General features: G+C 71.1%; 6 protein-coding genes. 1 reads left to right on the top strand and 5 read right to left on the bottom strand.

Annotated elements, in window-relative coordinates:
- Positions 1–51: 51 nt before the first annotated feature.
- Positions 52–1,287 carry a hypothetical protein gene (locus NR792_RS05405; protein WP_375758993.1) on the top strand — a complete coding sequence of 412 codons (1,236 nt, stop codon included), beginning with the start codon at positions 52–54 and terminating at the stop codon, positions 1,285–1,287.
- Between the two features lie 70 nt (positions 1,288–1,357).
- On the opposite strand, the gene NR792_RS05400 is transcribed toward NR792_RS05405, so the two are convergent.
- The 5 genes from NR792_RS05400 to NR792_RS05380 form a co-directional block, all read right to left on the bottom strand.
- Positions 1,358–1,522 (bottom strand): hypothetical protein, encoded by a 165-nt coding sequence (locus tag NR792_RS05400; RefSeq protein ID WP_375758992.1) that lies wholly within the window; start codon positions 1,520–1,522, stop codon positions 1,358–1,360.
- A 41-nt stretch (positions 1,523–1,563) separates the two neighbouring features.
- Positions 1,564–3,498, bottom strand: a complete 1,935-nt coding sequence (locus tag NR792_RS05395) for a M4 family metallopeptidase (RefSeq protein ID WP_375758991.1) — start codon at positions 3,496–3,498, stop codon at positions 1,564–1,566.
- Positions 3,499–3,648: 150 nt separating this feature from the next.
- Positions 3,649–4,590, bottom strand: coding sequence for a hypothetical protein (locus NR792_RS05390; RefSeq protein WP_375758990.1), 942 nt, complete (start codon positions 4,588–4,590; stop codon positions 3,649–3,651).
- Positions 4,587–5,591: a hypothetical protein gene (locus NR792_RS05385; protein ID WP_375758989.1), complete on the bottom strand. Its 1,005-nt coding sequence runs from the start codon at positions 5,589–5,591 to the stop codon at positions 4,587–4,589. The genes NR792_RS05390 and NR792_RS05385 overlap by 4 nt, the downstream gene beginning before the upstream one ends.
- Positions 5,592–5,607: 16 nt before the next feature.
- Positions 5,608–14,139 carry an RHS repeat-associated core domain-containing protein gene (locus NR792_RS05380; RefSeq protein ID WP_375758988.1) on the bottom strand — a complete coding sequence of 2,844 codons (8,532 nt, stop codon included), beginning with the start codon at positions 14,137–14,139 and terminating at the stop codon, positions 5,608–5,610.
- Positions 14,140–14,164 lie beyond the last annotated feature (25 nt).

The raw sequence follows: 14,164 nt of genomic DNA, 5'->3' as shown, positions 1-14,164 counted from the left end.
GGCCGCCTCATTCCGTATGCGATGCGGACCAGCCGGTGAGCGGGGAATCGCATGCGCATCTTCCAGGACATGGGGCGGCTCCTCCAGGAGCGGTGGCTGAAGGCCCAGCACAGCGAGGAGGCCTTCCCCGACATCGCGGCCGAGGTGCTGCGGGAGCTGGCCCCGTACCAGGAGTTCAAGACGCTGGAGCCCCTGGAGTGGCTCTACGGGACGCGCGACTTCCCGAAGCAGCTCACCACGCGTCCGGGCTTCGGCCAGCCCGCGCTGACGGTGTTCTCCGACTCCCGCCTGCTCATCGACCTGTACTACTGGGTGGACGGCACCACCGACATCCACCAGCACGGCTTCTGTGGGGCCTTCCAGGTGCTCCAGGGCAGCAGCATCCACGGGCACTACCGCTGGCACGAGCGGCGCAAGGTGAACAGCCGCGTCGCGTTCGGTGACATGGAGCTCTTGTCGGTGACGGGGCTGCGCACGGGCGACCTCCAGCGCATCCTCGGAGGGGACCGGTACATCCACTCCCTCTTCCACCTGGAGCGGCCCTCGGTGACGTGCGTGGTGCGCACGCTGCACTCACCAGAAGGGGGCTACCAGTACTCGTACAAGAAGCCCCACCTGGCCTACTACCCGGGCGTCGAGGACGCGCACACCAGCAAGGTGCTCCAGTCGCTGTCATTGCTGGCGGAGCTGAACCCGCCGGAGCGCACGCGGCTCATCCGGGGCCTCATCGAGCGCTCGGACATCCTGACGTGCTACCTCGTCTTCGAGCGGCTGCTCCAGCTGTACAAGAAGCTGGAGGCGCTGGACCCGTACTGGGACGTGGCGGTGCGCACGCATGGCGCGCTCGCGGAGGAGCTCCGCCCGGTGTTCAAGGAGTACATGCGCCAGGCGCTGCTCATCGACCGGCGAGGTCAGGTGAAGGACCCGGAGCACCGCTACTTCCTCGCGCTCCTCCTGAACGTCGAGTCTGGCGAGCACATCCAGCAGCTCGTGCGCCAGCGCTTCCCGGACAGAGACCCGGTGGACCTCATCATGAAGTGGGTCACCGCGCTGACGCAGCCCGCGGAAGGCGGGGGCCGGACGCGCGACTCGCTCGGGGTGCCGCTGGACGAGTCCGCCCTCATCGTCTTCCGCGAGCTGCTCCACTCCCGCGGCCACGCGGAGGTGATGGCCCGCATGAAGGAGACCTTCGACGCCGAGGAGGTCGACGGCCAGTCGGACGCCATCGCCAGGCTGACAGCCTCCCTGCGCGAGTCCACGCTGTTCCAGCCCCTCTTCCGGCGCTGAGCGGGCCTGGCCCTGGTGGGGTGCCGGCTGGCGGCACCCCACGTCAGGCCAGGACCCTCTTCGTCAGCGACTACCAGCTCCCGTCGTAGCCGACACCCGTCCGGAGGGTCAGGTAGGTCTCGTCGCAGCGATGGTCGATGTTGCCATTGGCGTCGTAGTCGCACTCATAGACACCACTGCCAATGTAATAGCTGTGACCGCCAGCCTGCAGGGTGGTGCTGAGGTTGCGGTTCATCGACTGGTTGTACTTGTAGTTGTAATACGTGGACTCGTAGTTCAGTGCCCCCAGGTCCCCGAGTTCCAGAGCGGCGTGACGCCGTCCTTGTCGTAGACGACGAGGTTGCCGTCGTTCTGGAGGACCAGAGAGGCGCCCGGATGCCCCCAGCTCATGCTGGACCAGAGCGCCGCGCCGACCGTCGGGGTGCTCGTGCGGTAGACCACGAAGTTGCCGTCGTCCTGCATGTGGGCTGACAGCGCCCCCTGCCCTCCGATATTCGCCGTCCACAGGACGCTCGTCGCGTCCCGGAGCACCAGGTTCCCGTCATTCTGCAGGACGAGCGTGAACCGCCGGTCGTTCGACGACATCGACTGCCCCAGCCAGAGGCCCTGGCCGGCGACGAGGACGCTCGGCCCCACGCCCACGGCCTGCCAGGCGGCGGTCACGGAGTCGATGTCGGCCACGCTGTACCCCAGCTGCGCGGCGGCCTGCTCCGTGGCCAGCTTCGCGTCGGCGAACGTGGCCATCGTCTTGCCGAGCAGCAGCACCGTGTTGGCCCGGTGGAAGATCTGGGCCGCCTTGGCGATGCCGATGCCGCGCACGACGATGGAGGAACGTCCCCGTGGGTGCTGGCCGCCCTGGGACAGCAGATAGAACGCCAGGTTGGGGATGCCCGAGCTGTAGTGGACGTCGGTGAACGGGCTGAAGGTCTGGTCGAAGTAGTCCAACGACTGACCGTCGAGCCGCGGGTCGTTCATGTAGCGGAGGGCATCGCCAGACGTGAAGGGTGTATAGATTTCCTCCGCGCACTTCCAGGTATTGGCGTTCACCACCTGGCCGTTCCGGTACCACTCGCACACGCTGCCCATGATGTCGGACATCGACTCGTTCAGGGCACCCGGCTCGGCGAAGTACAACAGGTTGGACGTGGACATCGTGAGCCCATGGGTCACCTCATGCGCCGTCACGTCCAGCGCGTTGACCATGCTTCCGAACGTCACGCCGTCACCATCCCCATACAGCATCTGCTTCTTCGAGCCGCTCCACGCCGCGTTGGCGTAGTTGTTTCCGTAGTGGACCGAGCTGACGAGCTTGGACCCCGCGCCGTCGTAGGAGTCGCGGTTGAAGAGGCTCTTGTAGCAATCGTAGGTCGTCCCGAGCAGGTCGTAGTTGGTATTGACCGTGGCGTCCGCGACCGCCGCGCCGCCCTCCGCCCGGACGAGGGTTCCCGGGAGGTTCGCGGAGCCGCCGTGGTGGACGTCGTACACCTCGCGATTCTTGAGCGTGTGGATGTTCGGCAGCCGCTGCACGACCGCCCCGCTCACGGCGTTGATGATGACGTCATCGTCCACCGCCCGCCCATCCCTGCCCTGTCCCGTCACGTTCACCCGGTACACCAGGTCCAGCTTTTCACCCGCCGGCCAGTAGGCCATTCGCGGATGCGCTTCGACCTCCACCCGGTCGAGCCGCGCGGAGTCCTGTCTGGCCGCCGCGATGGCGTCCTCCGGGCTGAGCCGTGCGTCTCGCGGCGCCTCGAGATCCGCGCGAGCGTTGCCATGAACCGCGTAGACGGCGTCATTCCTCGTGTGGAGGACGATCGCGGCGCCCAGGACCTCGCGACCGTTCTTGCGCTGCGCATAGACGAAGTGCCGGTCGCCAATGCCATCCGTGACGGCCCGCTGGAAGGCGAGCTCCGCGGGGTCCGCGCGGAACACCTTGCTCACCGCCAGGAGGGAGGGGCGCAGCGCGCTGACCTCTGCCTCCTCGGTCCTCTCCTTCCCGCCGAGCTGGAGCCGGCCGAAGTTCCCATTCGCGAACGTGGGCACCTGGCTCCGGTCGGCGCCCACCACCTGGAGCCCGGAAATCGTCACGCCAAGAGCGGCATCCGGCTCGGCGCCGTTGTGCTGCTCGTGTTCTTCCGTTCCCTGGCAGGCCGAAAGGCCCATCAGGAGGCCCAGGGTCGCGAAGCTCCGGAATCGATGCGCGGTCATCATGGCGGCTGGTGTCTCCTTGGGGTGATGGCGAAATAACCACCCCATAGACTACTCCAGACCAGCCCAGCCCTTAATGAAGGAAAATAAGGACTTCCATGTGCGGGGCTGGGAACAGGACACGGATCCTCGCCGCCTGCTCAGGTCCCGCCCTCAGCCCAGCGCGGCCCAGAGGTAGACGGCCGAGTACGTCTGCGCCTCCGTCCAGATCTCCTTGCCCGTGTTCACGATGGTGGTGCAGTCGGCCAGCCACCGGGTGGACTCGAACTCGAAGACGCCGGCCCCGGACGACACCGCCACCGGTTCGCCCGCGCCCATGGTCACCGAGCTGAGCGGCGAGGCGGACATGCCCGTCGCGCTGAAGCGACCGTAGAACGACTGGAGCAGCACCGCGGCATGCTTCAGCGGCACCGGCGCGCCCGTCTCCACCCGCAGCTTCGTCGTCCCCCAGTTGGTGTCGTTGACGGTGTAGGTCGACTCGTCGGCGACGAGCCCGAACCACGCGTTCTGCTCGGCCTCCCCCAGCACGAGGCCCGACGGGCTCACCGTGCAGTTGGAGGCGCCCTTGCCCGTCAGCGTCCCGGCGCCCGTGACGTAGGCGCTGCCCGGCGCGGTGAGGGACGCCGAGATGCCCGCCGACGCGCCCACGCCGCCGACGTCGTGGCTGCCCGAGGCGAAGTCGAGCTTGAAGCCCGACAGCACGGCGGCGGAGAACTCCGGCAGGGACACCACGGCCTCGGGCCGGGACATCTGCCCCGTCGCCAGCTCCTCGCCGCTCACGACATAGCGCGTGCTGGACTCGCCTCCGACCCAGGCGATGACGGTGATCCACACCCTGGCGGACGACAGCGGCGTGCCCGTCACCTCCGCCTTCACCTTGACCTGCCGCTTGCTGTCCTCCCCCGCGTTCTCCCGCGTCAGCTTCACGCCGAACCCGGAGATGGCGGAGCCCCCCAGGTTTCCTCCCGAAGCGCTGGTGGCGAAGTTGATGTCGAAGCGCGAGATGCCATACAGCGCGAGCCCCACGTCTCCCGAGAAGTCGAACGTCGCCGTGTCTCCAGACACCACTTCCTTGCGGCTGAACTGCCAGCTCATGACGCACCTCCAGGCAGCGGCCTGGTGATTTCGGCGATGACGAACGCCGTCAGGTTGCTCGTGGGGGGCGGCGCGACTCCGTAGTCGTCTCCCGTGCGCGAGTTGAAGATGTTCAGGATGAGCGTCCCGGAGATGGTCTTCCCATTCGAGATGCTCAGCGTGTCGCTGGTGACGCCCGCCTCGAACAGCTCCAGGTCGCTCGTCTTGTCCCGCTCGAAGTTGATGTTCACGTTCTGCAGGAGCACCCCGGCCCGGCGCACCGTCTCGCCCGAGGCCAGGGTGGGCGTCACGCTGAAGGCGCACGTCACGCCGTCGCGCTCGTCGTCGACCTCCGTCCACTTGCTGGAGGCCGTGTCGATGGAGAGGACGCGGTAGGAGGTCACCCCGTCGGTGGACAGGAAGGCCACGTCCGCCGTCCCCGTCCGCTCCTCGTCACCGCTCTGGGACGCCTTCCCGCTCACCTTCGCCTGGGCGCCTCCGGGCTTCTCCACGGAGGAGGTGAAGGACAGGCTGCTCACCTCCTTCGCGCTGCTGCCCGCGAGGTAGAAGCCCGCGAGGAACGCGCGGGCCTCCGCCGACGCGGAGGCGATGGGGATGGCCTCTCCCCACTGCCCGGAGAGCCCGTAGAGGTTGCCCGCCACCGCCTGGTACGCGGGGTTCATCAGCCCGAGCGCGGCGACCACGGTGATGCGCACGAAGCTGTCGTGCCCGCTGCCGTCCGTGGAGCTGGCCGCCTCCGCGCCGTTGTAGTTGGTCATCACCAATGACGCCGTCACGTGGACGGCGTCCTCGGTGAGGTTCGGCACCAGCGTCACGCTGGCCTGCCCCACCGCCTCGGAGGTGGAGCCGTTGTCGGCGTAGTACAGCCGGAAGTAGCTCAGCCCCGCCATCGCCCCGAGCACGCGCTCACCCGGCAGCAGGTCCTCACTGAAGTCCACCTTCATGGGTGACGCCCAGGTCTTGTTCTTGGGCATCACCGCGGTCTTCACGCAGATCCTCATCGACGCTCCACTCCTCTCAGGAAACTCCAAAGGCGCCGACGACGAGCCGGCCGGAAGGACCGAAGTCCATGCCCCCCGAGCTGCCCATCACGCTCGGGCCTGTCAGTCCGCCCTGCATCCCCCTGACCGCGGATTCGAGCTTGCGCGTCACCCGATCCTTGAGCTGGTAGCGATTCGCGAGGTAGCCGAAGTACGTCCCGCCCACGCCCACGGTCAGTCCCCAGGCCCCGTCCAGGACGACGTTGAGCGCGTCCTTCCAGTCCGTCCCGAACTCGTTCTCGCCGGTGACGATGAGCGTCGCCAGGTTGGTCAGCGGGATCGACACCAGTCCGGCGACGGTGTAGCCGACGGTGTTGCCCAGCGCGCTGTGCGGCAGGGCCACCATGAACTGCTGCCACGCGTCCTCGGCGGGGTTGAGCTTCTTCTGCAGCTGGTCCCACCAGGTGGCCTCGGACATCCACTTCTTCGCCTTCGTGCCTCGCGAGGCGTCTGGCCTTGCCGCGTCCTCGGCCAGGCTGGCGGCCTGCTGCGGGAAGCCGCGCACCTTCTCCTCGCGCCCCCTCCTGGCGCGGCCCTGGATGCCGCCGGAGATGCCCCCGCGGATGAAGCCGGTCACTCCACCCACGATGACCGTGCCGGTGAACTCCCCCCAGCTGAAGTCGTCGGCGGTCGCCGCGTAGGTCATGCCGTTCCAGCCGGCCGCGGAGACCATGCTCGCGAGCGCCGACAGCCCCGCCGTCCGCCCCGCCGTCGTCACCTCGAGGACCATCCCCGCCACGGTCCCCGCGGCGGTGACGGCGCCGGAGAACACGACGACCATCGTGCGGACGCCATTCGAGATGGCACCCGTGCGGTCCACCCGCGTGGTCGGGTGGTTGCCCGCGTAGGTGTAGGGGCTGGGGAACTCGTCGGCCGGGTCCGGCGCGTAGAAGCGGCCCAGCACCGGATCCATGAGGCGGGCGTTGAGGTTGTAGAGGCCCGTCTCCGCGTCGTACTCGGCGCCGGAGAAGCGCAGGCGCATCCACGGCGCGGCGCCCGTCGTCTCCCGTGCCGCGCCGAAGGCGGTATAGCCGAAGCCCTCCACCAGCGTGCCCTGCGCGTCGAACAGCGCGCGCGTGGAGCGCAGCCGGTCGCTCGAGGCGTGGTAGCGGACGCCGTCGCGGTACACCAGCGGGCAGCCCGTGGGGCCCGGCACGTACAGCACGGTGCCGCACTTGCCACCCGTCACGAACAGCGGCTGGTTCTCCCCCGGGAAGCGCACCTCGCGCTGCTCGCCGTCGGGGCCCTTCACCCGGGTGGCCACGCGGACGCCGTCGGCGTCGTAGGCGTACTCGACGGTGCGCGCATCGCTGGCGCCGGGGCGCACCTGGATCCGGCTTGGGAGCGCCATGCCGGGCGCGTAGGCGAAGTCCAGGTCCACCGGTCCGGTGCCCCGGGTGCGGCGTGACGACACCGTGCCGTCAGCCCGCCAGGTGAACGCCGTCTCGCTGCCGTCCGGCCACGCCACCGTGTCCAGCCGGTTGCCGCCCGGCACGTACGACAGCCTCGCGCCGGAGAGCTCGTGGATGTTGCCGTTGAGGTCCTCCGCGTACTGGAAGCGCTCGGGGGCATCCGTGCCCTCCACCGTGTCGGAGGTGGTGATGCGGCCCAGCCCGTCATAGCCATAGGCGAGCTGCTCCCGCTGCGTGCCGAGCACCGCGCTGGTGCCGCGCACGTTGCTGTCGGGCGCGAAGGTGTAGGCCTGCGTGGCGCTCGTCCCGGCGGAGGCGCTGGATTGCAGCAGGTGGCCCGGCGAGTCGTACTCCATCTCCCAGGTCACGGGGCCGGAGCGGCTCGCGTGGACCCGCGCCATCGCATCCCACCCGAACGAGGCCAGCTCCGTGCCCGACTCGTCGTGGATGGAGGTGATGTGGCCCTGGACGTCGCGGCTGTACCGCAGCGGCCCGGGCTGGGGGAACAGCTCGCGCGGCAGGCCCAGCCGCACCAGCGCGTTCGTGTTGTCGTAGCCGAACGTCACCTCCAGCGGCGCGGCCTTCTCGCCGTCGTCCCACGTCACGCGCAGGGTGCGTGCCGCGGGCTGTCCCAGCGGCGTCCAGCGGTACGAGGAGTCCACCGTCGCGGGCGCGCCCGTGTCCTGGGAGCGGGAGCCCACCAGCTGTCCCAGCGCCAGCGCGTCCCAGCCGTCGCCGTCGTAGCGCCACACGCCCGTCGTCACCGCGCCGGAGCCCGGATCCGTCAGCGGCCAGCCCGGGAGCTCCGCCCGCTCGAGCAGCAGCGGCTCGTTCCACTCGGCCATCACGTGGCCGCGCGCCGTCATCCGGCTCATCGCGTCGTAGGTCGTCCAGGTGATGCGGCCCTCGGCCGCGTCCGCCGCCGTCTGGGCGAAGCGCGCGCGCCCACCCCGGTCATGGACGTAGCGCGTCTGCCCTGCGTCGGGAGTGGACTCGCGCAGCAGCCGGCCCAGGCAGTCGTAGTCGCGGACGATGGCCGCGTCCGTGCCGTTGCGCCAGGCGTCGGGGAGGATGACACGCGTGCGCGTGCCCGTGGGCTGCATGCCCGTGTCCATCGCGGAGACGTACGTGGAGCCGTCCAGGAGCGGCACGAGCACGGCGAGCGAGGCGTCCTTCGCGTCACGCACCTTCAGGCGCCGCTCGCCCACGGGGGAGATGAACGTGGTGACGCGGAAGTCGGTGGCCGGCAGGTCCAGCCCCGGGAGCACCGCCGCGTCCGGCGCGTAGCGCACCTTCGCCGTGGGCCGTGAGTCCGCGGGCGTGGTGTACGGATCGACGATGGCCCACGCGGCACCCGCCAGGCCCACCTCCACGGTGCGCCCCAGCGGCGACGCCTCCAGCAGGCGCCGCGAGTACGGGTAGCCTCCGTCCGCGGAGCGGCCCGCCTGGCCATTCCAGTAGTCCGCCGCATCGCCGGCCATGACGCCGCTGCCCGCGAGCGAGGCCTGGAAGGCCGGCAGGTCCACCAGCCCCGTCCGGTAGAGCAGCGGGGCCAGCGCCGCGCCCGAGCCGAAGTCGCCGGGCACGGACTTCGTCTTCACGATGGTGCGCCCCAGCGCGTCCTCGATGAGCTGGTTGACGAGGTACGTGTCCCCCCCGAGCGCCTGGAGCTGACGGTCCGCGCCGGTGGAGTCCTGCAGGCGCGCTTGAATCACCGGGCCCGCCATCCACGCCAGGTTGCGCAGGCCGAGCGCTCCGGTGCCCGAGGTGAGCACCGCGCCTCCGCGCACGCCCGCCGCCACGGAGAACACCAGGCCGCCGTCCGTCCAGAACAGCAGCCGGCCTCCCGTCACCACCAGCAGCAGCGAGGCCGGGCTTGAGGCGCCCGTGCCCACGGGCGAGACACCCTGCCCGCCCACGTCCAGGCGCCAGCCGCCGCCGTCCCACGAGAGCCGCGCGGAGGTGCCCACCGTGAAGCCGAAGCCCGGCGACAGCCGCACCGGGCCCCCGTCCACCGCGGTGGGCTCCACGTAGAGGGCCCATGCCTCCGTCTCCGGCGCGGTGGCGGTGAGCGACGCGTCCGTGGTGCCCTCGTGCAGCAGCAGGCCCGTGTCCGCGCGCCAGGCCCCCTCCGCCGAGGGCGTCCACGCGTCACGCCACGCCTCGCCGTCGCGGAACGTCTGCACGGTGCCGCCCTGCGTGGCCTGGACGACCAGCTGGGTGTTCGGGTCCCCCGGATTGAAGCCAGCGTTGCGCTGGCGGGAGCTGAACTCCAGCTGCACGCCCTTCAGCGCCCCATTGGCGCGCACCTGGCCCACCATGCGCCGGGTGGGGCCATAGACCGCGCGGGACGTCAGGCCCCCGGGGCCCACGTTGGCCGTCAGCTTGTGCGTCCCCGGCTCGAAGGCCTGCGCCATGACGCTGGCGTCGCGCGGATAGAAGCCCACGTCGTCCACCCACAGCTCGCCGCCGCCCGCCTCGACGCGCAGCCGGACGGAGAGCGGGCCATCGGACGCGAGTCGCGCGCGATACTCGTCCAGAGCGATGGCCGCCTGCACCCAGGCCCAGCGCCCGGAGGTGTCTTCCAGCGCGAGCCGCAGGGGCTCACCCACCACCGTGCTTCCCGAGGTCACGGTGATGATCAGCACGGGCGATGCAACGTCCGCGGCGTCGCGGGGACGCGCGTACCAGCAGCCGGCGACGTAGGTGCGCGCGTTGCCCGCGGGCGTCAGCGGTGCGCGATCCACGGCGGCGGCCCCTCCCGGCAGCCACGCGCAGCGCACGCCGGTGTGGGCGCGCTCCGGGGTGACGGCGGCGCCTCCGGAGAAGGTCCACGCGCTGAGCGGCTCCTGCGCTTCGAAGCCGCAGGCGTCGGCCTCCTGCGCGGCCAGGTCCGCGTTCGTCACCATCAGCAGCGGCAGCTGCCCGGTGGCATCCACCCGGGTGGAGTGCGCCACGCCCGATGCGTCCTTCGACAGCGTGGCGATGCCCCGGGCGTCGCGCGTCAGGATGTGCGTGCGCATGAACCATTCGGGGGGGACGGTGTCCGCACCGAACGGGAACCGGGCGCCGCCGGAAGCCGTCGGACCGCCCCAGTCGTAGCGGGCGGACACGTCGAGCACCGTGCAGCCTCCGGCCGTCTCGAAGGGGCCGTAGGTGGTGGCGGCGCACGCGGACACGGAGTCCACGCCGTCCTTCGGCCACACCCGGGTGCGCATCTGCGCGACGGGGGTCAGCACGTTCTCCCACGCCAGGGCGCGCCAGGCGGGCACGGCGGCGGCGAAGGTGGTGGCCATCTCCGTCGTCCACGTCACGCCGTGGACGTCGCGTGTGTCGAACGACTCGGAGGTGGTGCCACCCGTGAGCGGCGCGGGGAAATCTCCCCGGTAGCCATAGCGCGTCTCCAGCGCGAGGCCGTCCTTCATGGAGCGGATGCTCGCGGGCCGCACGTAGGCGCCGTGCAGCATCAGCTCGCTCCACGTCCCTGAGGCCGCGTCCTGGAGCGACGTGAAGCCGGCGCGCGACGTGAAGACCTCCCAGGTGTTCGTCTCGCTGGCGACCAGGCGGCCGGTGTAGCCGCGCACCGCCGTGGGGGACTTCGGATCCTCGTCGCTGTCCACCGTGTAGCGGCGTTGGGTGGTGGGGTCCTCGACGGACCAGTACAGGTAGCGCCCGTCGACGCGGCGGGCCTCGTAGACGGCCTGCGCGGACAGCGCCGCTTCGGGCGGGAACAGCGCGCGCAGGGCCTGGGGCACGGGGGTTCCAGGCTGGACGTCAGGCGTGAGGCCCAGGGCGGCGGAGGCAGGCGCGGCGAACAGCGCGGCGCCCTCGAAGGTGAGCGTCTGGAGGGGCTGGCCGTCCAGCATGCTCAGTCCTTCCGCCGTGGTCCCGTTGTCGTAGGTCGTCACGGTCCGCCCGCCGTGCGCGGCGGACGGATCGTCACAGCCATCCCAGGCGGTGGAGCGGTAGTACTTGATGACCTCGCCGGACGGGTCGCACGCGGCGCTCACCCGGTCGAAGCTCCACACGGAGCGCAGCGGCTCGCCCAGGCCGGTGTCGATGGTCAGCGAGCGCACCGGGTAGTCCACCAGCGCGCCCTGGATGTCGCCCCCCACGAAGCGGTGCAGGGTGAGGCTCGGCGCGCGCTCGAAGTCGGGCGCCGTCTGCGGATAGGTGACGAGGGTCGCGGGGCCCGCGGGGCTCTTGCCCGCGCGAGGCGGAGACAGCAGTCCCTCGGGCGACAGGGGGCTGATGAAGGTCTGCCCGGCGATGGTGGAGGTGGCCTTCGCGCGGCCGTTCTCCAGCAGCGCCAGGGCGATGCGCGCGGCGCCCTGCCCCGGAGGCAGCCGCCACCCCGTGAAGTCCGGGGCCGCGTCCACGACGCTGAAGGAGTCCGTGCCTTCCGGAGCGCCTTCGTAGACGGGCTGCTCGCTCTCCGGCCCCTTCCACCCGGGCGCGGCGCCGCGGTACCAGACGGTGTTGGAGGCGACGATGAAGTCCTCGCCGGTGGCCGCGGGGTAGCCGGAGTCCTCCCCCGGAGGCAGGGCCGGCAGCGTCCTCGGCGCGCGCGCGAAGGTGCCGCTGTCGGCGTCGTAGGCGAGCAGCCGCGTGGTGATGCCATCCGACAGGTTGAGCACCTGCAGCGCCACGTCGCGCCCGTACGCGTAGGCCAGCCAGCCCGGCCGTCCACGCCCCTGGTCGGTCAGCGCCTCGGAGCTGTTCCAGCCGACGCCATCGAAGCGCCACAGGTACCGGTCGGTGCCCACCAGCTCGTTGCCGGACACGGACGGCACCGGCGGCCAGGAAGGCCTGGGCACCTGCGTGACGGAGGACAGGCGCAGGTTCTCCGCGTCCACGCCCTGCCCTGCCTGGAACTGGTAGTCCGCGTCCCAGCGGCGCACGCGCAGGGCGTAGCGGCCGGTGGAGCTGGAGTCCGTGGCCTCGCACCACGCCACCATGGACGGGCCGTCCGCCCAGGCCATCTCCGTCTGCCGGGGCCCCAGCTCCACGTCCAGGGAGCCGCCGTCGTTCCACCGGTGGTCCCCGTCCAGCCACGCCAGCGACACCGTCCCCTTGCCGTTGAGGTGCTGCCACAGCAGGTAGCGCTCGCCGCGCGCGAGCACCTGCATCGTCCGGCCCCGCACCGCGGGCGCATCCCCGCCATTCCAGGCGCGCCGCTGCCAGTCCCAGGTGAGCCGGTAGAGGCTGTCACCGGAGCCGTCGAAGCCGGAGACGGTGGCCAGCAGGAAGCGCTCTCCGGCGGCGAGCCGGGCGCCCGTGGCCCGCGGGAAGGAGAGCCACGAGGTTCCGTCCCCGCCCGAGTACGGCGCCCACTCCCACGCGCGCAGCGTGCTGCGCCGGAACGGGAGCACACGCACGTCGTCGCCGACACGGAAGGTCAGTCCGAAGAAGTCCGTGGAGGTGACGCCCGCGAGCGTGTTCGCGTCCAGCGCCTGCTCGCCCTCGTAGACGAGCCCCTCGCTGGGGGTTGAGCGCTGCCAGCGTCCCGTCCACGTGTGGACCTGGAGGCTCAGCCGCTTGCGCTGCGCATCCAGCCAGCAGGTGACGGCGTAGTCCGGCCCCAGCCAGACGAAGGGCGTGTTGCCGGTGGCGCCGAAGCCCGCGGGCGGCGTGACGGTCAGGTCCCGCTCGCAGATGTCCAGCGGGATGGCGCCGTCGTACGTGAAGGTGCCGGTGGCGCCCTCGGGATAGGTGATGCGCGTGAGCGCGCCCGGGTGGGCCGCGCCGTCCTCCAGCGCGTAGCCGAACACGTAGCCGGGCAGGCTGCGTCCGGCCGGGTCCTGCTCGGTGATGCCCGTGAGGAAGCGCTTGCAGAGGTCCGCGGACGACGCGGCGGGGGTGCCGGGCAGGGCCCGCGGCGGCGCGTAGTCCAGCTTCACGCGGTACAGCTCGAGGCCCGCGTCGTCCAGGACGCGCAGCCGGTCCAGGTACAGCGTCTCGTAGCGGTCCTGGAAGGCGTTGGGAGTGGTGAGGTTCTCCGGGACCGCGCCGTCGGCGGCGGGCACGAGCACCTTGTGCGGATCCTGGTACTCGTGGACGGTGGCCGTGTACCACTTGGGCGCGTAGTCCAGCGCCACGCTCCGGCCGCCCACGCCGGTGATGCGCGAGAGGTAGCAGGCCTTGGTGTACGGCAGCCCTTCGGCGCCCACGCGCTGCTCGACGGCGTCGTACGCGTAGGTGACCCGGTCCCCGTAGCGGTCCACGCGCGCGACCAGGTTCCACGCGTGCGCGTACTGCGCCTGGCCTTCCCTGCGCATCGAGCTGCCCACCCAGCCGCCCCGCTCGCCGCCGAAGCGCACGCCCCACTCGATGCCGTGGCCGGTGCTGGTGGCGAAGCCCTGGGAGGTGACGGAGACGCCGCCGCCGAAGACCCGCTGCGTGCCCGAGTCGTCCACCGCCACCCAGCGCTCGTAGGTCGGGTAGTAGCGCACGCGCCAGAAGCTGAAGTCCTGCGGCTCGAAGCCGAGCCCACCCGCCGCCACCGCGAGCACCGGGGCGCCGTCCGCGCCGGCCTGCTCGGACAGGACGAAGGACTGCTCGTGGACGGGGTCCTCCACGTCCCACGGGCCCTGCCCGCTGACGGTGGCCTGGGGGGACAGGGAGAGACCAGCTCCGGAGAAGGCGGCGATGAGCTCCTGCGAGACGAGCGGCCCGCCCAGCCGCGAGCCCAGCGCCGCGTCCAGCAGCGCGCGGACCCACGGGCGGGGGGTGGGCACCAGCCGGTTGCGAGCGCCGCCGGACTCCAGGCTGAAGCGCCGAGCGGCGAGCGACAGGGCGCCATCGGACTCCGCGATGATCCGCTCGCGGGGGAGCATCCATCCCAGGCCGACCACCCCCGTGGGCGCGTCGAGGTTCCAGCGCGTCGCCGCGAGGTGGATGGAGCTGTCATAGGAGAGGCCCAGCTCCACCGCGAGCGTGTCATCTCCGAGCTTCCCCGGGAGCTGGACCAGCGGGCGCTGGTAGCTCACCGAGCCCCGGAAGAGGTTGATGCTCTGCCGGAGGGAGCCGACTTCGGTCGACGCGAACTGGGCAGGACGCTGCGGGGGGACCTGGTTGGGGGCGCGCGAGGAGGGCATGACGGTCCAGGGAGGGGGATTCAAT

The sequence above is a fragment of the Corallococcus exercitus genome, assembly GCF_042231735.1.
Lineage (GTDB): Bacteria > Myxococcota > Myxococcia > Myxococcales > Myxococcaceae > Corallococcus > Corallococcus exercitus_B.
Note: the sequence above shows the minus strand (reverse complement) of the source record. Positions and strands in the feature narration are given on the sequence as shown.